The sequence below is a fragment of the Luteibacter sp. 9135 genome (genome assembly GCF_000745005.1).
GTDB lineage: Bacteria > Pseudomonadota > Gammaproteobacteria > Xanthomonadales > Rhodanobacteraceae > Luteibacter.
On the sequence record NZ_JQNB01000001.1, the window covers coordinates 2,846,215 to 2,868,107 of the forward strand.

Here is a 21,893-nt window from a genome sequence, read left to right on the forward strand (position 1 = left end):
CGTGTCGATCCGTCCAGCGCCTCTCGGCATCCTCATCTTCACGCCGCATCGCGACGTTCGGCGCGCCATTTTCGACGCCCTCGACCTGGATGGCGACTTCGTGCTGCTGAGCGCACGCGACGCCACGCAACTCGAGGCGCTGCTCGAGGATGCTCCTCCGCTGCACGTGGTGGTGGTCGGTGCCGAGGGCGATCCCGAGATCGTCCGGGGGCTGCGCATCCTGCGTGCCTGCGATCGCTATGCCTCGCTGCCGGCCGTGCATGTCGTGGACGATCGTCCGGGTGTCGCACCCGCGGGCGGTGCCGACTGGCTTCGCCAGGGCGCGATCGCCACCGAACTCGCCCAGCGCGTGCGGCAGGCGGTGACGACGTCCCTCGTTCCCGTCGTGCCGGTCGCTTCGGCACGGGATTACCGGTTCGCGTTCGATGCGGGCGCGGCATGGGTGGTGGCGTCCATCCCCCAGGGCTGCATCCTCGAGACAGGCGAGGCGATGGATCGCCTGTGCGCGGGGGATGGCCCGGCGCAGGGTCGCTTGCTGGCCGAGGTGTTCCATCCCGCCGGGGGCGCCGCCTGGCCGCTGCCGGATGGCGACGCCATCGCGTGCACGCTTCGCCGGCGCGATGGCATGGAGATCGTCGGCGAGATCGACGTACGGCATCGCACCGACGATGGGGAGCATCGCATCGCGGTCGGTTTCCGCGACCTGCGTGCCACCGACATGGCGTCGCGGGCGCTTTCCTTGCTGGCCGTGCTCGAGGGCTGCCCCAGTGACGACGAGGGCATCGGTGAGGCGGCGGCCCTTATCGCGGACGCCCTCGACCTGGACGCCTTCGCGGTCTGGTCGGCGCTTCCCGAGAGCGAGATGGGCCCATCGCTGATCACCCACCTGTACAACGGCCCGACGCCTGTGGAGTGGCCATCGCCCGACGGCCTGCCCCTGCTCAGGACATGCCTTGGCGGCGCGACCCTGTCCAGGCTGGTCGAAGGTGACGATACCGCTTCCAGCGATCCGCTGGTCGACCTGCTGGGGCTGGTGTCGTTCGCCTTCATGCCGCTGCTGGACGAGCGCCGTAATGTGATCGGCGCGATGCTGGCGGGGCGGCGTCGCCAAGGCAGCGACGGCCGCGTGCTGTCCCTGGCGCTGCGCGCAGCCACCGCCCGATTCGCCTCGGCGCTGGAACTGCGCCGGGCGCGCGAGCAGGGCCGGGTGCGGGGCCTCATCGACACGCTGACCGGGCTGCCCAACCGGCTGCTGTTCAACGATCGCCTGGACACCACCATTCGCGAAGCAGAGCGCACCGGCGAGCTGTTCGCCATCCTCCTGGTCGACCTGGACCGCTTCAAGGGCATCAACGAATCGCTCGGCCATGCGGTGGGCGATCAGGTGCTCGACGCCGTGGCGCGGAGGCTGCGCGCCAGCGTGCGTGCGTCCGATACCGTGTCGCGGTTCGCGGGGGACGAGTTCACGTTGATCCTGCGCCACATCATCAAGCGCGACGACGTGCTGCGGATCGCCGAAAAAGTGGTCCAGGCGATGGAGGTGCCGCTGGCACTGGATGACGGGTCGGAGTTGCAGGTCACCGTGTCGGTCGGCATCGCGTTCTTTCCCGACGACGCCAACCGGGGCGAGGTGCTGCTGCGCCATGCCGACGAGGCGATGTACGGCGCAAAGAGCCTCGGCCGCAACAATTACCAGCTCTATGCCGCCGATACCGGTGTGGCGCAGCGGCAGAGCGCCGAACTCAAGGCCCGCCTGCGTCACGCCGTGCGCAACGACGAGCTGCGCGTGTTCTACCAGCCCCAGGTGGCGGCGGCCAGCGAGGATATCGTCGGCATGGAGGCCCTGGTCCGCTGGGAGCATCCCGAGCTGGGCATGATCAGCCCCGCCTTTTTCATTCCGCTGGCGGAGGCCAGCGGCCTGATCGTGCCGCTGGGCGAATGGGTGCTGCGTACCGCCTGCGCCCAGGCGAAGGCGTGGGACGATCGGTTTGGCCTGCGGCTGCGGCTGGGCGTCAACCTCTCGGCGGTGCAGCTGATGCAGCCGGACCTGGCCGGGGTGGTGGCGTCCGCGCTGCGCGACAGCGGCTTGCCGCCCGAGCTGCTCGAGCTCGAGGTCACCGAAAGCATCAGCGTCAAGACGGTGCCCCGGCTCGTCGAGACTCTCGATGCCCTACATGCCCTGGGCTGCCAGATCGCCATCGACGATTTCGGTACCGGTGCCGCCTCACTGGACTACCTGCGCCGGCTGCCGGCGGACCGGATCAAGATCGACCAGAGTTTCGTGCGGAACATCGGGGTCGATCCCGACGACGAAGCCATCGTCAAGGCCACGATCGACGTAGCCCACCAGCTGAAACGGGCGGTGGTCGCCGAGGGCGTGGAGATCGAGCAGCACCTGCAGTTCCTGCGCAGCAACGGCTGCGAGGAACTGCAGGGCTATCTTTTCTGCCGCCCGCTGCCGGTCGCCAGCTTCGACAAGCTACTGGGCGAGCGTGAGCGCCTGGTCGGCGACGGCACCCAGGATCGGCCCGCTTTTCGGGCGTAGTGCACGAATCAATCCCGGGGGTATGTCTCTATGTCGTCGACGCGCCCGGCATAGAAGGCGAGATGCCCCTTGATCGCCAGTACGTGGTCGAACGGGTCTTCATACGACCACGCGATGTCTTCCTTGTGGTCCTTCGTGCTGAAATAACTCGCATCGCCCTTGAAAGGGCAATGGGTTCGGGTCCTGCTGGTCATGAGTTCCTGCATCGCTACCTCGTCGCGCGGAATGTAGAAAACCGGCGGCAGGCTACCCTCGCGAAGCAGCAGAGCGTTACGACTATCGGCCAGCACCGCGCCGCCCGCCCGGACGATCACTCGCTGCGCGGCTGGTTCCACGGTGATGGGATGATGCGGTCCCGGTTGCTTGCCACCTTGCATGTGAACCTCTCGGGTGATGACGGATGCCGAAGCCGGCGGCATGGGCCGCCAAAATGTTGGTGCCGATGATCATGGCGGCCGGCGGTGGTTATCGGGGTCTCTGTCCAACGTGCCGTTCAGCCATTGGTGGGCATATTCCCACCGGCTGGGCCTGGCCCGTAAGTGAACTTGCCCGCGCGGCGCTTGTCTCAGCTGCGCCCGCGACTGGCCCCGAATGAGTTAAGGAGACGGCCCGGATGGGCGAAAACGAACTGGATCAAGCACTTGTCGAGCGTGTGCAGCAGGGTGACCGCCGCGCGTTCGACTTGCTTGTCCGCAAGTACCAGCACAAGGTCATCGCGCTCATCTCGCGATACGTCCACGACCGTACGGAGTGCGAGGACATCGCGCAGGAGGCCTTCGTGCGCGCCTGGCGTGCTTTGGCCTCGTTCCGCGGCGAAAGCGCTTTCTATACATGGCTTTACAAGATCGCCGTCAATACGGCGAAGAACCACCTCGTCGCCATGGGGCGTCGGCCCCCGACGGGCGACATCGATGTGGAAGACGCTGTCTACGTGCCCGGCGCCACGCGCATGCACGAAAGCGCTACGCCCGAGCGCGAGCTGATGCGGGAACAGGTGGAACAAACGGTCTTTTCCACTGTCCAAGCCTTGCCCGAGGAACTTCGGGTCGCGATCACCCTTCGCGAGGTGGACGGCAAGAGTTACGATGAAATCGCCGTTCTCATGGACTGCCCCATCGGGACTGTCCGCTCGCGTATTTTCAGGGCTCGCGAAGCCATTGACGAAAAACTGCGGCCGTTGCTATCCGACCGCGAGGATCACACCCCATGAGCGAAACCAATCGCGAAATTCTCTCCGCCGGCATGGACGGGGAGTTGTCACGGGAGGAAATGCGCTTCCTGCTGCGCCGCGTCGATGCCGACGCCAGCCTGGCGGGCGCATGGTCGCGTTATCACACGGTGCGTGATCGCTTGCGCGGCGAAGCCCACCTGGCGGTGTCGCCGGATTTCGCCAGCCGTGTCATGGCGGCGATCGACGCGGAGTCCGTGGTCGTCTCGGCGGCACCGCGACGTCGCTGGCTGCATTGGTCCGCGGGTGGCGCCATCGCCGCTAGCGTCGCTGTCGCCGCGCTGATGCTGTCACAGCCGGCGGGTCGCCACTCCACGGCGACCGACGTGGCCCAACAGGCCCCGGCCATGCAAGGCGCTACCGTGGCGGATGTTCCCGCCGCTACCGCCGCTCCCGTCGCACCGCAGTGGCTGTCGGGCAACGATGCGTCTCAGTTCACGCAGAAGGCGGCGTTCGATGGTTCGAGCGAAGCCGGCACCGCGTACCTGCCGCGTTCCATGCCTTACCAGATCCACCGCGCCCGGGCGTCGGAAAATCCCGAGGGCAACGGCTACCTGCTGCTGACCCGTCCTGACGGTAGCCGCTATGCGCAGCCGGTGTCCGTCCCGCAGGCTCGCTGAGCCGCGGTCGTATTCGCGCCCGCCGCCGTCCCCGGCGGGCGCATCCCCTTCTGTTGATCCCCGGCGGTGCCATCGCCGCACGGGCAGTCGTGGCTGGAAAAAGGAGGAAAAGATGGCTTTCTGGCAGGTACGCGCGCTCCTGGGCGGCGCACTCGTGATGGCCGGCGCGACAGCGCAGGCCCAATCGCTCCCGGACTTCACCGGCATCGTGGAAAAGAACGCCCCGGCGGTCGTCCATGTGGAAGCGAAGACCAACGGTTCATCCAGGGGCAAAGGGCGGAGCGGGCCCGACAGCGGCGGTCAGGACGACCAGCAGGAACTCCTGCGGCGCTTCTTCGGCATGCCGGGCATGCCTCCGGGCACGCCGGCGCCATCGCCCGAGCAGACCTCGCTGGGCTCGGGCTTCATCATCTCCCCCGACGGGTACGTGCTCACCAACGATCACGTGGTCGACGACGCCGACGAGGTGAAGATTCGCCTCCAGGACCGCCGTACCTTCACCGCGAAAGTGGTCGGCAAGGATCCTCAGTACGACATCGCCCTGCTCAAGATCGACGGCAGCGCCTTGCCCACCGTGACCATCGGCGACTCCCGCAGTGTGCGGCGCGGCCAGTGGGCCCTGGCCATCGGCTCGCCGTTCGGGCTGGATGCCACGGTCACCCACGGCATCATCAGCGCGGTCGGCCGCAACCTGGGTAGCGGCGACCAGCCCTACACCTCGTTCATCCAGACCGACGTGCCGATCAACCGCGGCAATTCGGGTGGTCCGCTGTTCAACCTGCAGGGCCAGGTGATCGGCATCAATTCGCAGATCTACTCCACTTCGGGCGGCTATCAGGGCCTGTCTTTCTCGATCCCGATCGACGTCGCAATGAACGTCGTGCAGCAGATCAAGGACAAGGGCTACGTGTCCCGCGGCATGCTCGGCGTCACCGTGCAGCCGGTGGACCCGTTCGTGAAAAACCTCGACCTGCCCGACGCCAACGGCGCACTGGTCGCCCAGGTCACCCCGGGGAGCGGCGCGGACAAGGCCGGTATCCGGCAGGGCGATGTCATCCTTTCGTTCAACGGCACCCCCGTCACACAGTCGGCGGACCTGCCGCCGCTCGTGGGCATCACCCGTCCCGGCTCGACCGCGAAGGTCGAGGTCCTCCGCGATCACAAGAAGCAGGCGCTCGAGGTCAAGGTCGGCGAACTGCCGCGCGACAAGAACGCGCTGGCCCAGGCCGGCGATGCGGGTGCGGGGGCGGGCGGTTCGGCCGCCGCGCTGGGTCTGGCGGTGCAGGACATCGATGCCTCCTCGCGCACCGAGCTCGGCTTGAAGGCCGGCGAGGGCGTGGTGGTCAGCCGCGTCACCGGTCGCGCGGCCGCCGGGGCGGGGCTGCAGGCAGGCGATATCGTGCTCATGGTCAACCAGAAACGGGTCGGCTCGGCCGCGGCGTTCCGCGAGGCTACCCAGGGCATCAAGCCGGGCGACACGGCCATGCTGCTGATTCGCCGCGACGACACCACGCGTTTCATGGGCATCACGGTGCCCCAGGATCGCTGATCCCGCGCAGGCCACCCGTCGCCGATCGGCGGCGGGTGGCCTTCCATGCGATAATGCCGGATTCGCACCGGCCCCCAGGGCCGCTGCGCGTCGTTCGCGCCGCGAGCGATGGTGAACGTGACCACGGCGCTCCATGGAACTCATCCGCAACTTCTCCATCATTGCCCACATCGACCATGGCAAGTCGACGTTGGCCGATCGCATCATCCAGCTTTGCGGAGGCTTGTCCGAGCGCGAAATGGAAGCGCAGGTCCTCGACAACAACCCGATCGAGCGGGAGCGTGGCATCACGATCAAGGCCCAGTCCGTGTCGTTGCCGTACACGGCGCGCGACGGAAAAACCTACCAGCTGAACTTCATCGACACGCCCGGCCACGTCGACTTCTCCTACGAAGTCAGCCGTTCGCTGTCCGCGTGCGAGGGTGCGCTGCTGGTGGTCGACGCCGCGCAGGGGGTGGAGGCGCAGTCGGTCGCGAACTGCTATACGGCCATCGAACAGGGGCTGGAAGTCATTCCCGTGCTCAACAAGATCGACCTGCCCACGGCCGATCCGGAAAAGGCCAAGGCCGAGATCGAGGCGGTGATCGGCATCGACGCCAGCGACGCCATCGCGGTCAGCGCCAAGACCGGGCAGAACGTGATCGAGGTGCTCGAGGCCATCATCCACCGCATTCCGGCACCGAAGCCGGGCAATACGGACAAGCTCCAGGCGCTGATCATCGATTCCTGGTTCGACAACTACCTGGGCGTGGTCTCGCTGGTCCGCGTGATGCAGGGCGAGATCAAGCCGGGCGACAAGATCCTGGTCATGTCCACCGGTCGCACCCACCTGGTCGACGACGTGGGCGTGTTCACGCCCAAGCGCAAGAAACTCGAAAAACTCTGCGCCGGCGAAGTCGGCTGGATCAACGCGTCGATCAAGGATGTCCACGGCGCCCCCGTAGGCGATACGCTGACGCTGGCGGGCAAGCCGGCCAGCGAACCGCTTCCCGGCTTCCAGACCATGCAGCCGCGCGTGTTCGCGGGCCTGTTCCCCGTGTCCGCCGACGATTACCCGGCCCTGCGCGAGGCCCTGGACAAGCTGCGCCTGAACGACGCCGCGATGTTCTTCGAGCCGGAAAGCTCCGAGGCGATGGGCTTCGGCTTTCGCTGCGGCTTCCTCGGCATGCTGCACATGGAGATCGTGCAGGAGCGCCTGGAGCGCGAGTACGACCTCAACCTGATCACCACCGCGCCCACGGTGGTGTACGAGGTGGCCAAGACCGACGGCACCATCCTGGCGATGGATAACCCGGCCAAGTTGCCGCCGCCGCAGCAGATCGTCGAGATCCGCGAGCCGATCATCGTCGCCAATATCCTCACCCCCGGTGAGTACGTCGGCAACGTCATCAAGCTGTGCGAGGAAAAACGCGGCGTGCAGCGCACCATCCAGTACCTGGCCACGCAGGTGCAGGTGACCTACGAGCTGCCGCTGGCCGAAGTGGTCCTGGATTTCTTCGATCGCCTGAAGTCGGTATCCCGCGGCTATGCCTCTATGGACTACCAACTGGAGCGTTTCGACGCGGGCCCGTTCGTGCGTGTGGATGTGCTCATCAACGGCGATCGCGTGGACGCGCTCAGCCTCATCGTGCATCGTTCGCACGCCGACCGCCGCGGGCGGGAACTGGTGGAGCGGATGAAGGACCTGATCCCCCGGCAGCAGTTCGACGTGGCCATCCAGGCCGCGATCGGTGCGGCGGTGATCGCGCGTTCCACGGTGAAGGCGTTGCGCAAGAACGTGCTGGCCAAGTGCTACGGCGGCGATGTCTCGCGCAAGAAGAAACTGCTCGAGAAACAGAAGGAAGGCAAGAAGCGCATGAAGCAGGTCGGCAGCGTCGAAATCCCCCAGGAAGCCTTCCTGGCGGTGCTCAGGCAGGACAACAAGTAGCCTTACCGGCTGCGACGGCGTTTCATCACGGATAGCCGGCGCCGGACGCGCCGGAACGGGCCACCGGCCCCTCGACACGACTTACGGAGTTGGCATGGCGTCATTCGATTTTTCGGCGATTCTTCTCGGCCTCACGGTGCTGTTCGGCGTGATCTGGCTGATCGACTGGCTCTTCCTCGCCAAGGCGCGCCGTGCGCGTACCGAAGCCTCCGGCACCGAACAACCCGAGCCGTGGCCGGTCGACTGGGCGCGGTCGCTGTTCCCGGTGATCCTCGTCGTGCTGCTGCTACGCTCGTTCGTGGCGGAGCCGTTCCGGATTCCCTCCGGCTCGATGATGCCCACGCTGGATGTCGGCGACTTCATCCTGGTGAACAAGTTCGCCTATGGCCTGCGCATGCCCGCGTTCAACAACAAGCTGCTGGAAAACGGTGAGCCGCGTCGTGGCGATGTCGTGGTCTTCCGCTTCCCCGGTTACCTCTGCCGGGACGAAAGCGGCCGCACTATCCGCAGTGGCGATGTCTCCTGCGCCGATCCCCACGCGCCGGTGCCCGGCGAAAACTGGATCAAGCGCGTGATCGGCCTGCCGGGCGATCGCATCGAGACCCGCGGCAGCGAGCTCTATATCAATGGCGAGCGGGTCGGCGCCGACGATCTCGGTGCGTTCAAGGGCAACATGAACCGCCCGGAAGACCGCATGCTGATGACCTACGGCTCGCACCTGTACACGGAGCACCTGGGCAGCATCAACCACACGATCGCCCTGACCCCCGCCTACAACGTGCCGATGGACATCCCCAACGCCATGGTGCCTTCCGAGGTGCCCAAGGGCTGCTACATCGTCATGGGCGACAACCGCATGAACAGCACCGACAGCCGCTGGTGGGGCTGCATGCCGGAGGAAAACCTGGTGGGCAAGGCGTTCTTCGTCTGGATGGCCTGGCGTGGGCTGGGCAACGGTATCCTCGACTTCTCGAAGATGGGCAAGGTCATCCATTGACGGCGGCATGGCCCTATTGCGCGGCATAACGTTGCGGATGGCCGTGGACAAGGTAATCTCCGCTCCGGGGCGCCCGCGCGCCCCGTTGCCATTCACGGTCTTGAACAGGGGAGCCGCCGTCCTCGGCGGAACACACGCATGAAATCCAGGCAATCGGGTATCACCCTCATCGGTTTCGTCATCCTCCTGGCGGTGCTGGGTTTCTTCGCGTTCATGGCGATGAAGCTGGTGCCGTCGTACATCGAGTACATGGGCGTGGTGAAGGCCATGAACCAGATGTCGACCGAGGGTGGCAACGAGGACGTCGGCCAGGCACGTCGCCAACTGGCCTTCAAGATGAGCTTCCAGTACGTCGACGATTCGACGATCAAGCCACAGGACGTGACGGTGGAGCGTGCCAACAACGGCGCGGTGCTGCACGTGGACTACGACAAGCAGATTCCGTTCCTCTACAACATTTCCTTCCTGTTGCATTTCGACCATTCGGTCCCGCTCAAGAGTGCCGTCGGGCAATGATGAGGTCTCGTGCAGTTCCCGCATTCCTTCCGTAATCCGACCCTCGCGGCGCTGGCGCTCACCCACCGGAGCGTCGGCAAGCCGAACAACGAGCGGATGGAATTCCTCGGTGACGCGCTGCTGGGCGCCATCGTCGCCGAGCTGCTCTTCGAGGTGCACCCCAATGCCAGCGAGGGCGAACTTTCCCGCCTGCGCGCGCAACTGGTCAACGGCGAGGCCCTGGCGGTGATCGCGCGCGAGCTGGCACTGGGCGACGTGCTCAAGCTGGGTCCGGGCGAACTGAAGAGCGGCGGCTTCCGCCGCGATTCCATCCTCTCCGACGCCTTCGAGGCGCTGATTGCCGCCGTCTACATGGATGACGGCTTCGACGCCTGTCGCCAGGTCGTGCGCCGGCTGTTCATGCCGCGCGTGGCCGAACTCAAACGCTCCAGCAAGGACGCCAAGACGCGCCTGCAGGAGTGGCTGCAGGGCAGGGGCTTGCCGCTGCCCGTCTACGAACTCACCGACAGCTACGGCGAAGACCACGCCAAGACCTTCGACGTCAGCTGCTGCATCGACGAACCGGAACCGATCCGCGTGGAAGGACGCGGCGGCAGCCGGCGTGCCGCCGAACAGGACGCCGCGGAAGCGGTGCTACGCCGATTGCTGGAAAAAAAGAATGAACGATAACAATACTCCCGAGAACGACACCCCCGTCGACGGCGACTTCCGCTGCGGTTACGTGGCGCTGTCCGGTCGACCCAACGTCGGCAAGTCCACGCTGCTCAACGCCATGATCGGCGTGCGCCTGAGCATCGTGAGCCATCGTCCGCAGACCACCCGCCATCGCATCCTGGGCATCTCGACCAAGCCCGCGGGCCAGATCCTCTACGTCGACACGCCTGGCCTGCACCGCGGCGCCAAGCGTGCGATGAACCGCAGCATCAACCGTGCCGCGCGCGCCGCGATCACCGAGGTCGATCTCGCTGTGCAGGTGATCGAGGCCGGTCGCTGGACCGACGAGGACGCCGCGATGTATGCGGCACTCGCCGAACAGGAGGGCATGACGCGCCTGCTGGCCATCAACAAGGTGGACCTGCAGAAGGACAAGACGGCGATGCTGCCGTTCGTGGCCGACCTGATGACCAAGCACCCATTCGACGATGTCTATTACGTCAGCGCCCTGAAGTCGAAGGGCCTGGAAGGCCTGGAAAAAGGCATCCTCAAGCGCCTGCCCGTGCAGCCGGCCGTCTATGGCGAAGACGAGATCACCGACCGCAGCGAGCGTTTCCTCGCCGCGGAAATGGTCCGCGAGCAGCTCATGCTGCGCCTGGACCAGGAACTGCCTTACGCCACCACGGTGGAAATCGAACAGTTCGAGGACCGCCCGGATGGCGTGGCCGAGGTGCATGCGGTGATCTGGGTCGAGCGCGACGGCCAGAAAGCCATCGTCATCGGCAACGGCGGCGCCCAGCTCAAGGCGATCGGCACCTCGGCGCGCAAGGGCATGGAGCACCTGTTCGAGCGCAAGGTGTTCCTCAAGCTGTGGGTGAAGGTACGCGAAGGCTGGGCGGACGACGAGAACCTGCTCAAGCGCTTCGGTTACGAATAAGCCGGCGCGCCGTACCGCGTCATGCGCGTCGAACAGCAGCCCGCCTTCGTCCTGCACGCCCGGCCCTACCGGGAGACATCCCTGTTGGTGGAGTGCCTGACCCGCGACCACGGCCGCCTGGGCGTGGTCGCCCGCGGGGTGCGCAAGGAAGGCGCGCGATTGCAGCGTGCGCAGCTGGAGCCGTTCCAGCGGGTGGAGCTCGACCTCATCCTCAAGGGAGAACTGGCCACGCTGCGCACGGCCGAGCACGTGGGCGCGCCGCAACGCCTGACGGGCGACGCGGGCATGGCCGGCCTCTACCTCAACGAACTGGTGGTGCGGCTGACCGGCCGCCAGGACCCCAACCCCACGCTGTTCGCGCACTACGAGCGCACGTTGCGCCGCATGGCGACGGGCGATGCCCTGGCCTGGACGCTGCGCCGCTTCGAGCGCGACATGCTGGACGCGCTGGGTTATGCGCTGCCGCTGGATATCGACGCCATCGATGGTGAGCCGCTGGACCCGGCGCTCACCTACTTCTACGACCCGGAGTCGGGGGTACGCCCCGGACGCGCGGGCGATGCCCGCGGCATTCGCGGCGCCGATCTGCTGGCGCTGGCCGCCGACCGCTCCCCCGACGTGGCGGGGCTGGCCTCGCTGCGCCGCATGATGCGCCAGATCATTTCCTTCCACCTGGGCGGCGGCGAGCTGAAGGCCTGGCGCGTGCTGCGTTAAACGGCGGGCGTGTCGCGGGGCAGGGCGGCCAACGCCTCGTTCAGTTCGTAGCGGAAGCGCTCTATGGCAGCGAGCGGAACGACGGTGCGGGTTTCCAGCACGTGGTTTTGCAAGGCCCTGGCCTGGGCACCCAGGCGCGCGGTACCGCAGAACCCGCAAGCGGAACGCAGGCGATGCAGGCGGTCGATCAGGTCGGTCGGACGACGCGCCAGGTCGTCCAGCGCGGCCTCCAGTTCGACCAGTTCGACACGCAGCAACTGGCGCAGTGCCAGCAGGGTGATGGCATCGCCACTGGCCGCGCGCCCCGCGTCGTCGTCCAGCACCTGCAGATGTCCCTCGATGCCGAGCGTGGCGGCTAGTGCGTGGCTGAGCGCCGCGAGCTGGCAGGGTTTTTCGATCACGCCGGCGAAGCCCGCCGCCAGCAAGGCCTCGCGCAAACGGGCGGGAATCTCCGCGCTGGTGGCCAGGGCCACGGCGTCGCGCGACCGGGCGGAAGGATCGGCGCGCAGCGCCGGCAGCAAGGCCTCGGCACCGGCGCCCGGCATGCGGCAATCCAGCAGGAGCGCGTCGAACGGCTGTCGCCTGGCGAGGTCCAGGGCGCGGTCGCCATCGGCCGCGACGTCTACCCGATAGCCGAGCGATCGCAGCGCCTGCGCCAGGAACACACGGGTAGCCTCGTCGTCGTCAGCCACCAGGACATGCCGTGGCGTCGGCGCGGAAGGGGCGGACAGATACTGCTCGATCATGCAACGTTCCGTGTTGTTCATCTTGATTTGGCAGAATGGCGGAGCATGTTCCCGGTATCAACCCGCACGTTCAGCTTCCTGTTCATCGTTCTGGTCGCCCTGGTCGGCGCGGATGGGGCGCGGGCGACCGTGTCCGTGGACGCGGAGGGCATGTCGTTACCCGGCGTGGTGCTGGACGGACTGCATGCCGACCTGACCGCCGCGGGCGATGGCGTGGGCGTCGCCCTGACCGTGCAGCGAGCCGACCTGGCCGCCATGGGCTGGCACAAGGCCACGCTGGACCTGGACGGCACGCTTGCCCGCGACGAGCCCGGTCGCTGGACGTTCGCGGGCAACCTGCGTATGCGCGGTGCGTCGGGCGACCCCTGGCCGCGGGCCACCGTACGCATGGTGGCCGACACCGCCGCGAACACGCTGGAGCTGACCGTGCGCCAGGATGCCTCGCTGGCCCGCGTGGCGATGCCGATGGACCAGACCACCCATGCGCAGATCACCCTGAAAGACCTGCCTGCCGGTTGGTTGCAAGGGCTGCTCTCGACGGTGTGGTCCGGTCGCCTGACGACCGGCCGGGTGGATGCCGACCTGGCGCTCGACCTGCTTCCCGGCGGCGTGCAGGCCGGCGGCCAGTTCGCGCTGGCTGGCGTGGGCTTCGACAGCCCGGGCGGCACGCTGGCCGGTGAAACGGTGTCGGGCAGCGGTCGGCTCGGTGTGGACAGCCAGGCGGAGGCCACCGTCATCGAACTCGACGCCGCGCTGCGCGGTGGCTCGTTGCTGCTGGGCCCCCTGTATGTCGATCTTCCCGCCCACCCGGTGCAGTTGTCGTTTTCCACCCGGGCGCAGAAGGGTGCCATGGCGATCCGGCGCCTGAGGCTGACCGATCCCGACGCCCTGCAACTGGAAGGTGAGGTAGGCCTCGCGGCGGACGGTAGTCTCGCCTCGCTCCGGCTGGACCGTTTCGATGCACGCTTTCCCGCCGCCTATGCACGCTACGGTAAAGGCCTGGCTCGCAGCTTCGGCGTCGATGCGCTCGATGCCAGGGGCGATGTCACGGGGCACCTCACGATGGGCGCGAAAGGCCCCCAGGCCTTCGCGTTCCAGACCACGGGGCTGGATATCTCCAACGGCGAAGGACGCTTCGGGGTGCAGGGCCTGCATGGCGCGGTCGACTGGAGTGCCACGGAGGATCGCCCCGCCACGAAGCTCGGCTGGCGTGCCTTGCAGATGCAGCGGATTCCGAATGGCGCCGCCGAGGCGGCACTGCGCAGCACCGGCGGCACGCTGGGCCTGCTGGCACCGCTGGTCATTCCCGTCCTGGATGGCCAGCTGCGAGTACAGCGCCTGGCGTGGAAGCCCGCGGCCACCGCGGGCGACCGCCTGCAGACCTCGCTGGTGCTGACGCAAATCGACATGGCCGCATTCTGTCGCGCACTGGGCTGGCCGGAATTCAAGGGTACGCTGGGCGGCGCGGTGCCGTCGCTTCGCTATGTAGACGATCGCGTGGAAATGGCCGGCGGCTTGTCGCTGAACATATTCGACGGTTTCGTCGACATCACCGGCATGAGCCTCGCGCAGCCGTTCGGCGTGGCGCCGATCCTCACCGGCACGCTCTCGCTGCGCCAGTTGGACCTGGGCCTCATGACCTCCGTCTTCGACTTCGGCAGCATCACCGGCCGACTGGATGGCGGCATCGACAACCTGCGCCTGGTCGCCTGGCAGCCCGCCGCGTTCGACGCCCACCTGCTGGCGGGCGGTGGCGGCCGGATCAGCCAGAAGGCGGTGAACAACCTCACCTCCGTCGGCGGGGGCGGTATCGCCGCGGGCCTGCAGGGCACGGTGCTGAAGATCTTCAAGACGTTCGGCTACAAGCGCATCGGGCTGTCGTGCCGCCTGCGCGGCGATGTATGCGCCATGGGAGGACTGGGCGCCGCGAAGGATGGCTACACTATCGTCGAAGGAAGCGGGTTGCCCCGCCTGACCGTGGTCGGTCACCAGCGTGAGGTCGACTGGCCCACCCTGGTGCGCCGCCTGCAAGCCGCCACCCAGGGCGATGGCCCGGTGGTCCGTTGAGCGGGCAAGCCGCCCCCACAAGGAAAAACCATGCGTAAATCGTTCATCGCTCTCATGGCTGCCACCGCCGTCGCCCTGGTCGGCTGCGTCACCATCAACGTCTATTTTCCCGAAGCCGCGGCGCAGAAGGCGGCCGACCAGTTCATCGGCACCGTGCTCGACGACAGCGGCGTTGCCAAACCGTCCGCCACGCCGGAAAAAGCCCGTCCGGCCGCAACGGGCAAGCAGCCCTCGGCGTCCCTGCTGGACCTGGTGATCCCCTCGGCGCAGGCGGCGGAATCGCCGGATATACAGGTGCGCACTCCGGAAACGGACGCCATCCGGCTGCGCATGACTAGCCGCTTCGGCGGCCAACTGAAGGCATTGTTCGACAGTGGCGCGGTGGGCTTTACGGCCAACGGCCTGGTCGCCGTGCGCGATGCCAGCGCGTTACCGCTGGACCAGCGCTCGCAGGCCAACGGCCTGGTCGACCAGGAAAACAGCGACCGCGATGCCCTGTATGCCGCCGTCGCCAAGGCCAACGGTCACCCGGAATGGGAGCCGCAGATCCGCAAGGCATTCGCGGACGGCTGGGTCCAGCGCGCGCCGCCGGGCTGGTATTATCGCGATGCCTCCGGTGCCTGGAAGCGCAAGTAAGGCACCCGCCAGGACCGCCCGCCATCGCGCGGGCGTCCTCCCAGCCAGCCCGGGCCTTCGTCGTCCGGGCTTTACGTTTCAGAGCGCATGATCGAATTCGAAGCCACCATCATCGGCCTCACCCACGACGGCCGGGGCGTTGCCCGCATCGACAACAAGGCCACGTTCGTGCCCGGCACGTTGCCGGGCGAGCGCGTACGGCTGGTATATCACAAGCGCCACCGCAAGTACGACGAGGCCGATCTCGTCGGCATCGTCGAGGCCTCCCCCGCGCGTGTCGAGCCGAAATGCCGCCATTACGGCCAGTGCAGCGGCTGCGCGTTGCAGCACATGGCGCCCGCCGCGCAGATCGCCGCGAAACAGCGTGTGCTTGCCGAGAACTTCGAACGCATCGGCAAGGTTACGCCGGATGCGTGGTTGCCACCGCTGGCCGGCGAGCCGTGGGCATACCGCCGCAAGGGCCGTTTTTCGGTGCGCTACGTGGCGAAGAAGGAACGCGTGCTGGTCGGTTTCCGCGAGGAATCCAACCCGCGTTTCGTCGCCGACATCGAACATTGCGAAGTGATCCATCCCGCGCTGGGCCCCAAGGTGGGCTTGATCGCGGCACTGGTGGGCGGCTTGTCCGCCGCGCACGACATTCCGCAGATCGAGTTCGCCGCCGGCGACGACACCGTCGCGCTGGTCTTCCGCCACCTCGCGCCGCTGACCGAGGCCGATCGCCAGGCGCTGGTGGATTTCGGCAAGGCGCATGGCCTGGCCATCTACCTGCAGCCGGGCAACCACAGCACGGTGCATCCGTTGTGGCCGGAGGCGCCGCGTCTTGCCTTTGCCATTCCCGCCCAGGATGTGGAGCTGGAGTTCCTCCCGCTGGATTTCGTGCAGGTCAATGCGGGCATGAACCAGCGCATGCTGGCGCGCACCCTGGAGCTGCTGGACCTGCAACCGGCCGATCGCGTGCTCGATCTGTTCTGCGGCCTGGGCAACTTCACGCTGCCGATCGCACGTTACGCCGCCGAGGTGGTGGGCGTGGAAGGCGAGCACGGGCTGGTGGAACGGGCGTCGGCCAATGCCGCGCGCAACGGCCTGGGCCATGCCTCGTTCCAGGTAGCCAACCTGTTCGAGGACCAGCGCAACGAGTCCTGGGCGAAGCAGGCCTGGGACAAGATCCTGCTGGACCCGCCCCGCGCCGGCGCCAACGAGCTGCTGGAGTACCTGCCGCGCAAGGGCACCGACCGCGTCGTCTACGTCTCCTGCCATCCGGGATCGCTGGCGCGCGACGCGGGCATCCTCGTGCAGAAGGGATTTCGTCTCGCCGCCGCGGGGGTGATGGACATGTTTCCGCACACCGCCCACGTCGAATCCATCGCGCTGTTCGAGCGCCGCTGACCCCGGAGACCCCATGGGCATCGAGATCGAGCGCAAGTTCCTCCTGGCCAGCGACGCCTGGCGCAAGCAGATCGTGCGCAGCGAGCGCATGGCACAGGGTTACCTCATCAGTGGCGCGGCCGTGGCATCCGGACAGGCGAAGTCGTCGGTACGGCTGCGCGTGTCCGGCGAGCAGGCCTGGCTCAACATCAAGTCGGCCACGCTGGGTATCGAGCGGCAGGAATACGAATACCCCGTGCCGGTGGCTGATGCCGCGCGCATGCTGGATGACCTGGCCGACGGTCGCGTGGAGAAGATTCGTCATCATGTCATGGTCGAAGGCACACACTTCGAGATCGACGAGTTCGTCGGCGCCAACGCCGGCCTGATCGTCGCCGAGGTGGAACTGCCGTCCACGGACGCGGCCTACCCGACACCGGCATGGCTCGGCCGCGAGGTCAGCGGCACGCTGCGCTATTACAACGTCAACCTGATCGACCGACCGTACAGCGACTGGTCGGATGCGGAACGGGACGGCACGGAGGACATGGCATGCTGATCATCGGTCTATCGGGGACGCAACTGGAGCCGCACGAGCACGTCTTGCTGACGGCCCACGGCGTGTCCGGGGTGATCCTCTTCTCGCGCAACTTCGCCTCGCGCGAGCAGGTCACGGCCCTGATCGACCACGTGCGTCAGGTGGCCGGCGATGAGATCCTCATCTGCGTGGACCAGGAAGGCGGCCGCGTGCAGCGCTTCCGCGAAGGATTCACGCGGCTACCGCCGTTGTCCGCGCTGGGCAGGCTGCACGACAGCGACCCCGGCGCCGCGATCGACCGGGCCGAGGAACACGCGTGGATCATGGCCAGCGAGATGCGCGCCATCGGCGTCGATTTCAGTTTCGCACCCGTGGCCGACCTCGAACGCGGCAACGCCGCCATCGGCAACCGGGCGCTGCATGCGGACCCGGCGGTTGCCGCCGAGCTGGTCCAGGCCTACGTGCGCGGCATGCACCTGGGCGGCATGGCCGCCGTGCTCAAGCACTTCCCCGGGCATGGCTCGGTGCGCGAGGACACGCATCTCGCATCCGCCGTCGATCCGCGCAGCAAGCACGATATCTTCGCGACCGACCTGCAGCCCTTCATCGCCGGCATCGAGGCACGTGCCGAGGCCGTCATGGCGGCGCATGTCGTCTATACCGCGGTGGACGACCAGCCAGCCGGTTACTCGCACGTGTGGATCGAGGAGATCCTGCGCGGTGAGCTCGGGTTCGGCGGTTGCGTCGTCGGCGACGACATCAGCATGGCCGCCGCCGGCAGTGTCGGCGGCGTGGCCGCCCGCGTGGCCGCCAACCTCGATGCGGGTTGCGACCTCGTACTCGCCTGTTTTCCCGATGTCGTTCCCGAGGCGATCGTGGCGGTGCAGCACCGTCGCCCTTCACCGGTCGAACGTATCGCCCCGCTGCGCGGTGCGATCGGTTCCACCTGGGAAGGCCTCGTCCACAATCCCCAGCGCGATCGATTCATCGCGCGCGTGACCGCCTTGGAGCCCTGATCCGATCATGACCACCACCACCGCCTCGCTCGACCATGCGCTTGCGCACTCCGACATCCTCTTCAATCGCGAACAGCTCGACACCGAGATCGCCCGCATGGGCCGCGAGATCGACCACGCGCTCGACGGCGAAGTGCCGGTGTTCCTCACCGTGATGCACGGCGCGCTGGTGTTCGCCGGCCAGCTGGCGCTGTCGATACGCACGGACCTCGAGTTCGACTACGTGCACGCCACGCGTTACCGCGGGGAAACCAGCGGCAGCGACCTGCACTGGCTGCGTCGTCCGGAAGTGCCGCTGCACGAGCGCACGGTGCTGCTGGTGGACGACATCCTCGATGAAGGCCATACGCTGAAGGCGGTGCGCGATGCGTGCGTCGAGATGGGCGCGAAGCGGGTGTTGCTGGCCGTGCTTTGCACCAAGCGCCACGATCGCCGCGCGCATGGCATCGAGGCCGATTTCAACGGCGTGGACCTGCCCGATCGCTACGTGTTCGGGTACGGCATGGATTACCACGAGCAGGCGCGTAACCTGCCCGCCATCCACGCGTTGAAGGACTGATTCCGATGAGCATCGACCTGGCCGTGATCGGTGGCAGTGGCCTCTATCAGTTCGAAGGCCTGGAAAACACCGAGCGGCACGCCGTGCAGACGCCGTTCGGCCCGGCCTCGGGTGACGTCGTGACGGGCGACTTCCGCGGCAGGCGGCTCGCCTTCCTCGCCCGTCACGGCGAAAGCCACACCGTGCCGCCGCATCGGGTGAACTACCGCGCCAACCTGTGGGCCCTGCATGCGATGGGCGCGCGGCGCGTGGTGGCCGTCAACGCCGTGGGCGGCATCCGCGACGACATGGGCCCCCGCACGCTGGTGGTGCCCGACCAGATCATCGATTACACGCATGGCCGCTACACCAGCTTCAACGATGTCGAGGGTGCCGAGGTGCGGCACATCGATTTCAGCGAGCCCTACAGCGCCGCACTGCGCCAGGCCCTGCTGGCCGCGGCGCGCGCCGAGGGCCTGGCGATCATCGATGGCGGTTGCCACGGCGTGACCCAGGGGCCGCGCCTGGAGACGCGCGCGGAGATCGCGCGGATGAAGCGCGACGGCTGCGACCTGGTCGGCATGACCGGCATGCCCGAGGCCGTGCTTGCCCGCGAGCTGGACCTGGAATTCGCCTGCCTGGCACTGGTGGCCAACTTCGCCGCCGGCGCCGGCGACGAGGCGGAGATCAGCATCGAGGAAATCTTCGCCCACCTGGCCGCTGCGACGGCCAACGTTCCGGCTATTCTTGGGCGTTTGCTGGCAGTCTTGTAGGCATTTCGCGGACATCGTCCGCTCCTACAACCGCGGATTGCGGGCATCGTATGTTTCCGCACTTCAGATCGCGGACATCGTCTGCTGCTACAACCGTGGATCGCGGACATCGTCCGCTCCTACGTGGCGCTGTGTAGGAGCGGACGATGTCCGCGATACGCGAACCCTACGCCCGTTGCCATCCTGCGGTGCGATGACGTACGCCGAAACCAGGCATGACGCGGCGGCCGATGCCGTGCGTCGCCCTGCGGCAACGTTGCGCGCGGGCTGCGGTGCATAGCCGACGCGATACCCCACCCTGGACCCGCAGCGGGCAGGGCGCGACTGGCCCACGCTAGCTCCATGAAACCTCACTGCCACGGTGCCTCACTGATTGAATCACTGACTGCCCTGTCGGTGTTTGCCGTCGGCAGCGCGGCCAGCGGGGCGTGGTTCCACGCGTCGATGGCCATGGATGCGGCGGCATCGCGGACGATGGCCACCGTGACCGCCATCGCCGATCTGCGCGAGCGCATGCGCGCCAATCCGCTCGGTGTGTCAGGCGGTTCCTACAACGCCACCACGCCATCGGACGCCGGTTGCGCGGGCGGCTGCACGCCTGACCAGCTTGCCGCCGACGACCTCGCGCGGTTCCGCGCCAGCCTTCGTCGGCACGTCGGATCGTCCACGGCGTCCGTCGTCCGCTGCGAGGACATCTCGGGCTGCCTCGTGCGTGTCACGCTCGGCCGCCATGTCGTCGCCGCCACATCGTTCCGGCCGTGAGCCAGCACGGGTCTAGCCTCGTGGAACTGCTGGTCTCGCTCGCCGTGGCGGGCATGGTGGCAGCGGTCGTCGCGACGGGGGCAGGGGCGGCCGGTATGGCGTCGCGTCGTCATCTCGATCGGGTCCAGCGCGAGGATGCCGCGCGTATGGCGCTGGCCGTGCTCGCGGAGGATCTTGCCAACTCGTCCCGGTGGCTTGCCTGCACGGAGGCAAGGGACTGCGATGTCACCGTCAGGCATCGCCCGTATCGGTCGTATCTGCTGCACACGGACGTCGCGGACTGGTTGGTCGGTGACGGGCTGCGACGGTGCGTAAAGCAGTGCGAGTCACTGATCGAGGGGATCGTTCGCCTCGATGTCGTCGCCGACCTGCCCGATGCTGCCGGGCAGGTGAGACGCCTTCCGTTCCAGGAACGTCACAGGGACACGGCACGCCTGCTGGAGGTAGGCGTGATCCTCGCCGATGGCACGCGTTTTTCTCGCGTCGTGGCGAAACGCCAATGAAGCGTCCGCGTGGTTGCGTACTGGTCTTCGTCTTGGTCATGCTGGCCGCTCTCAGCCTGATCGGTGCAGGCTTGTCACGCGGTGCGGCCTCGCGGCGCCTGGCCGCCGCCGAATACCGGGACCGCGTCTGCGTCGCCGTCGGGCATGACCGGGCTCGCTGGCAGGAGGATGTCGCCGCATGCGACCATCGGTAAAGGCGCAACCGGCGCGTCGTCGCACATGAGGGTTCCATGGATCGCAGGCGGTTTCTTCAGGGGGCGACGGTCGCTTCGGGCATGGCGTTGACTGCCAAGGGTCTGGCGGCGGATGTGGCGGGCGCGGCGAAGCAGCCCCCGGCCGGCGGCATGCTGCCGCGCGTGTGTTCCACGTGGGACTTCGGCGTAGCCGCCAACCAGGCCGCGTGGAAGGTGCTCGCCGGCGGCGGTCGGTCGCTGGATGCGGTCGAAGCCGGCGCACGCGTGCCCGAGGCCGACCTGCGCAACCACAGCGTGGGACGCGCCGGCTATCCCGACCGGGACGGCAAGGTCACGCTCGATGCCAGCATCATGGACGAGAACGGCAACTGCGGCGCCGTCGCGGCGATCGAGCACATCGCGCATCCCATCTCCGTCGCGCGCCGCGTCATGGAGCGTACGCCGCACGTGCTGCTGGTCGGCGACGGCGCGCTGCAATTCGCGCTCGAGCAGGGCTTTCCCCGCGAGGAACTGCTTACGCCCGAGTCGGACAAGGCCTGGCACGAGTGGCTCAAGTCGGCGAAGTACAAGCCGGTGGCCAACAGCGAAGTGAAGAGTTACAACGCCGGTCCAGGCGGCACGCCGGGCGATGCCAGCAACCACGACACCATCGGCATGCTCGCCATCGATGCCAGGGGCAATCTCTCCGGTGCCTGCACCACCAGCGGCATGGCGTGGAAGCTGCACGGCCGTGTCGGCGACAGCCCGATCATCGGCGCAGGCCTGTATGTCGACAACGAGGTGGGCGCGGCAACCTCCACCGGCGTGGGCGAGGAAGTGATCCGTAACGTCGGCAGCTTCCTGGTCGTGGAATTGATGCGCCAGGGCCGATCACCCGAAGACGCCTGCCGCGAGGCGGTGGAACGCATCCTCCGGCGCAAGCCGCAGGCGAAGGATCTCCAGGTCGGCTTCCTCGCCCTCGACAAGAAGGGCAACGTGGGCGCGTGGTCGATCCAGAAGGGCTTCTCGTACGCGGTGTGCGATGCGTCGAAGCAGGATGCCCTGCATCCCGGCAAGAGCACCTACTGA

Annotated in this window: 23 protein-coding genes; 21 read left to right on the forward strand and 2 right to left on the reverse strand. The window is 67.3% G+C overall.

Going from position 1 to position 21,893, the window contains the following annotated elements; all coding sequences use genetic code 11:
- The first annotated feature begins 1 nt into the window (after position 1).
- A complete protein-coding gene (locus FA89_RS12255) occupies positions 2-2,545 on the forward strand; it encodes a putative bifunctional diguanylate cyclase/phosphodiesterase (protein WP_240003891.1) in 2,544 nt (847 codons plus the stop codon).
- A gap of 8 nt (positions 2,546-2,553) precedes the next feature.
- Here the strand turns inward: FA89_RS12255 and FA89_RS12260 are convergent, their stop codons facing one another.
- Positions 2,554-2,922, reverse strand: coding sequence for a DUF427 domain-containing protein (locus FA89_RS12260; protein WP_036140844.1), 369 nt, complete (start codon positions 2,920-2,922; stop codon positions 2,554-2,556).
- Positions 2,923-3,158: 236 nt separating this feature from the next.
- Between FA89_RS12260 and rpoE the strand changes: the two genes are divergently transcribed.
- The 9 genes from rpoE (at position 3,159) to recO (ending at position 11,687) form a co-directional block, all read left to right on the forward strand.
- Complete coding sequence (gene rpoE / locus FA89_RS12265; protein ID WP_036140845.1) at positions 3,159-3,755, forward strand: RNA polymerase sigma factor RpoE; 597 nt, start codon at positions 3,159-3,161, stop codon at positions 3,753-3,755.
- The gene (locus FA89_RS12270; protein WP_036140846.1) at positions 3,752-4,393 is read left to right on the forward strand and encodes a sigma-E factor negative regulatory protein; all 642 of its coding nucleotides are present in this window, start codon (positions 3,752-3,754) and stop codon (positions 4,391-4,393) included. The genes rpoE and FA89_RS12270 overlap by 4 nt, the downstream gene beginning before the upstream one ends.
- A gap of 112 nt (positions 4,394-4,505) precedes the next feature.
- The gene (locus FA89_RS12275; RefSeq protein WP_036140847.1) at positions 4,506-5,942 is read left to right on the forward strand and encodes a Do family serine endopeptidase; all 1,437 of its coding nucleotides are present in this window, start codon (positions 4,506-4,508) and stop codon (positions 5,940-5,942) included.
- Positions 5,943-6,075: 133 nt separating this feature from the next.
- A complete protein-coding gene (lepA, locus tag FA89_RS12280; protein WP_036140848.1) occupies positions 6,076-7,869 on the forward strand; it encodes a translation elongation factor 4 in 1,794 nt (597 codons plus the stop codon).
- Between the two features lie 94 nt (positions 7,870-7,963).
- A complete protein-coding gene (gene lepB / locus FA89_RS12285) occupies positions 7,964-8,866 on the forward strand; it encodes a signal peptidase I (RefSeq protein ID WP_036140849.1) in 903 nt (300 codons plus the stop codon).
- Between the two features lie 138 nt (positions 8,867-9,004).
- Positions 9,005-9,382, forward strand: coding sequence for a DUF4845 domain-containing protein (locus FA89_RS12290; RefSeq protein WP_036140850.1), 378 nt, complete (start codon positions 9,005-9,007; stop codon positions 9,380-9,382).
- 9 nt (positions 9,383-9,391) lie between these two features.
- On the forward strand, positions 9,392-10,051 hold the full coding sequence (gene rnc / locus FA89_RS12295) for a ribonuclease III (RefSeq protein ID WP_036140851.1): 660 nt from the start codon (positions 9,392-9,394) through the stop codon (positions 10,049-10,051).
- Complete coding sequence (gene era / locus FA89_RS12300) at positions 10,041-10,973, forward strand: GTPase Era (RefSeq protein ID WP_036140852.1); 933 nt, start codon at positions 10,041-10,043, stop codon at positions 10,971-10,973. Before rnc ends, era begins: the two co-directional genes overlap by 11 nt.
- Before the next feature lie 21 nt (positions 10,974-10,994).
- A complete protein-coding gene (gene recO / locus FA89_RS12305) occupies positions 10,995-11,687 on the forward strand; it encodes a DNA repair protein RecO (RefSeq protein WP_036140853.1) in 693 nt (230 codons plus the stop codon).
- On the opposite strand, the gene FA89_RS12310 is transcribed toward recO, so the two are convergent.
- On the reverse strand, positions 11,684-12,433 hold the full coding sequence (locus tag FA89_RS12310) for a response regulator (protein ID WP_036140854.1): 750 nt from the start codon (positions 12,431-12,433) through the stop codon (positions 11,684-11,686). The genes recO and FA89_RS12310 overlap by 4 nt on opposite strands.
- Before the next feature lie 45 nt (positions 12,434-12,478).
- Here FA89_RS12310 and FA89_RS12315 point away from each other — a divergent pair, with 45 nt between their 5' ends.
- From FA89_RS12315 to FA89_RS12365, 11 genes are all read left to right on the forward strand, one after another.
- Entirely contained in the window at positions 12,479-14,500 is a 2,022-nt protein-coding gene (locus FA89_RS12315; protein ID WP_036140855.1) for a hypothetical protein, read from the forward strand.
- Positions 14,501-14,530: 30 nt separating this feature from the next.
- Positions 14,531-15,136, forward strand: a complete 606-nt coding sequence (locus FA89_RS12320) for a YdbL family protein (protein WP_036140856.1) — start codon at positions 14,531-14,533, stop codon at positions 15,134-15,136.
- An 87-nt stretch (positions 15,137-15,223) separates the two neighbouring features.
- Positions 15,224-16,522, forward strand: coding sequence for a 23S rRNA (uracil(1939)-C(5))-methyltransferase RlmD (rlmD, locus tag FA89_RS12325; RefSeq protein ID WP_036140857.1), 1,299 nt, complete (start codon positions 15,224-15,226; stop codon positions 16,520-16,522).
- Between the two features lie 13 nt (positions 16,523-16,535).
- On the forward strand, positions 16,536-17,060 hold the full coding sequence (locus FA89_RS12330; RefSeq protein ID WP_036140858.1) for a CYTH domain-containing protein: 525 nt from the start codon (positions 16,536-16,538) through the stop codon (positions 17,058-17,060).
- Positions 17,054-18,055, forward strand: coding sequence for a beta-N-acetylhexosaminidase (gene nagZ / locus FA89_RS12335; protein ID WP_036140859.1), 1,002 nt, complete (start codon positions 17,054-17,056; stop codon positions 18,053-18,055). The genes FA89_RS12330 and nagZ overlap by 7 nt, the downstream gene beginning before the upstream one ends.
- 7 nt (positions 18,056-18,062) lie before the next feature.
- Entirely contained in the window at positions 18,063-18,614 is a 552-nt protein-coding gene (locus FA89_RS12340; RefSeq protein WP_036140860.1) for a hypoxanthine-guanine phosphoribosyltransferase, read from the forward strand.
- A gap of 5 nt (positions 18,615-18,619) precedes the next feature.
- A complete protein-coding gene (locus tag FA89_RS12345) occupies positions 18,620-19,366 on the forward strand; it encodes an S-methyl-5'-thioinosine phosphorylase (protein ID WP_036140861.1) in 747 nt (248 codons plus the stop codon).
- 342 nt (positions 19,367-19,708) lie between these two features.
- Positions 19,709-20,128, forward strand: a complete 420-nt coding sequence (locus tag FA89_RS12350) for a hypothetical protein (protein WP_185754335.1) — start codon at positions 19,709-19,711, stop codon at positions 20,126-20,128.
- Positions 20,125-20,631, forward strand: coding sequence for a prepilin-type N-terminal cleavage/methylation domain-containing protein (locus FA89_RS12355; protein ID WP_036140863.1), 507 nt, complete (start codon positions 20,125-20,127; stop codon positions 20,629-20,631). The genes FA89_RS12350 and FA89_RS12355 overlap by 4 nt, the downstream gene beginning before the upstream one ends.
- Positions 20,628-20,825 carry a hypothetical protein gene (locus FA89_RS12360; protein WP_036140864.1) on the forward strand — a complete coding sequence of 66 codons (198 nt, stop codon included), beginning with the start codon at positions 20,628-20,630 and terminating at the stop codon, positions 20,823-20,825. The genes FA89_RS12355 and FA89_RS12360 overlap by 4 nt, the downstream gene beginning before the upstream one ends.
- A gap of 36 nt (positions 20,826-20,861) precedes the next feature.
- The gene (locus tag FA89_RS12365) at positions 20,862-21,893 is read left to right on the forward strand and encodes a N(4)-(beta-N-acetylglucosaminyl)-L-asparaginase (RefSeq protein ID WP_036140865.1); all 1,032 of its coding nucleotides are present in this window, start codon (positions 20,862-20,864) and stop codon (positions 21,891-21,893) included.

Excerpts from the sequence above, each read along its gene's own strand:
- FA89_RS12260 (WP_036140844.1), bottom strand. The coding sequence starts at position 2,922 with ATGCAAGGTGGCAAGCAACCGGGACCGCATCATCCCATCACCGTGGAA.
- FA89_RS12275 (WP_036140847.1), top strand. The coding sequence starts at position 4,506 with ATGGCTTTCTGGCAGGTACGCGCGCTCCTGGGCGGCGCACTCGTGATG.
- lepB (WP_036140849.1), top strand. The coding sequence starts at position 7,964 with ATGGCGTCATTCGATTTTTCGGCGATTCTTCTCGGCCTCACGGTGCTG.
- era (WP_036140852.1), top strand. The coding sequence starts at position 10,041 with ATGAACGATAACAATACTCCCGAGAACGACACCCCCGTCGACGGCGAC.
- FA89_RS12330 (WP_036140858.1), top strand. The coding sequence starts at position 16,536 with ATGGGCATCGAGATCGAGCGCAAGTTCCTCCTGGCCAGCGACGCCTGG.
- FA89_RS12270 (WP_036140846.1), top strand. The coding sequence starts at position 3,752 with ATGAGCGAAACCAATCGCGAAATTCTCTCCGCCGGCATGGACGGGGAG.
- lepA (WP_036140848.1), top strand. The coding sequence starts at position 6,076 with ATGGAACTCATCCGCAACTTCTCCATCATTGCCCACATCGACCATGGC.
- FA89_RS12315 (WP_036140855.1), top strand. The coding sequence starts at position 12,479 with ATGTTCCCGGTATCAACCCGCACGTTCAGCTTCCTGTTCATCGTTCTG.
- FA89_RS12290 (WP_036140850.1), top strand. The coding sequence starts at position 9,005 with ATGAAATCCAGGCAATCGGGTATCACCCTCATCGGTTTCGTCATCCTC.
- FA89_RS12345 (WP_036140861.1), top strand. The coding sequence starts at position 18,620 with ATGAGCATCGACCTGGCCGTGATCGGTGGCAGTGGCCTCTATCAGTTC.
- recO (WP_036140853.1), top strand. The coding sequence starts at position 10,995 with ATGCGCGTCGAACAGCAGCCCGCCTTCGTCCTGCACGCCCGGCCCTAC.
- FA89_RS12350 (WP_185754335.1), top strand. The coding sequence starts at position 19,709 with ATGAAACCTCACTGCCACGGTGCCTCACTGATTGAATCACTGACTGCC.
- FA89_RS12360 (WP_036140864.1), top strand. The coding sequence starts at position 20,628 with ATGAAGCGTCCGCGTGGTTGCGTACTGGTCTTCGTCTTGGTCATGCTG.
- rpoE (WP_036140845.1), top strand. The coding sequence starts at position 3,159 with ATGGGCGAAAACGAACTGGATCAAGCACTTGTCGAGCGTGTGCAGCAG.
- rlmD (WP_036140857.1), top strand. The coding sequence starts at position 15,224 with ATGATCGAATTCGAAGCCACCATCATCGGCCTCACCCACGACGGCCGG.
- FA89_RS12320 (WP_036140856.1), top strand. The coding sequence starts at position 14,531 with ATGCGTAAATCGTTCATCGCTCTCATGGCTGCCACCGCCGTCGCCCTG.
- FA89_RS12365 (WP_036140865.1), top strand. The coding sequence starts at position 20,862 with ATGGATCGCAGGCGGTTTCTTCAGGGGGCGACGGTCGCTTCGGGCATG.
- FA89_RS12340 (WP_036140860.1), top strand. The coding sequence starts at position 18,063 with ATGACCACCACCACCGCCTCGCTCGACCATGCGCTTGCGCACTCCGAC.
- FA89_RS12310 (WP_036140854.1), bottom strand. The coding sequence starts at position 12,433 with ATGATCGAGCAGTATCTGTCCGCCCCTTCCGCGCCGACGCCACGGCAT.
- nagZ (WP_036140859.1), top strand. The coding sequence starts at position 17,054 with ATGCTGATCATCGGTCTATCGGGGACGCAACTGGAGCCGCACGAGCAC.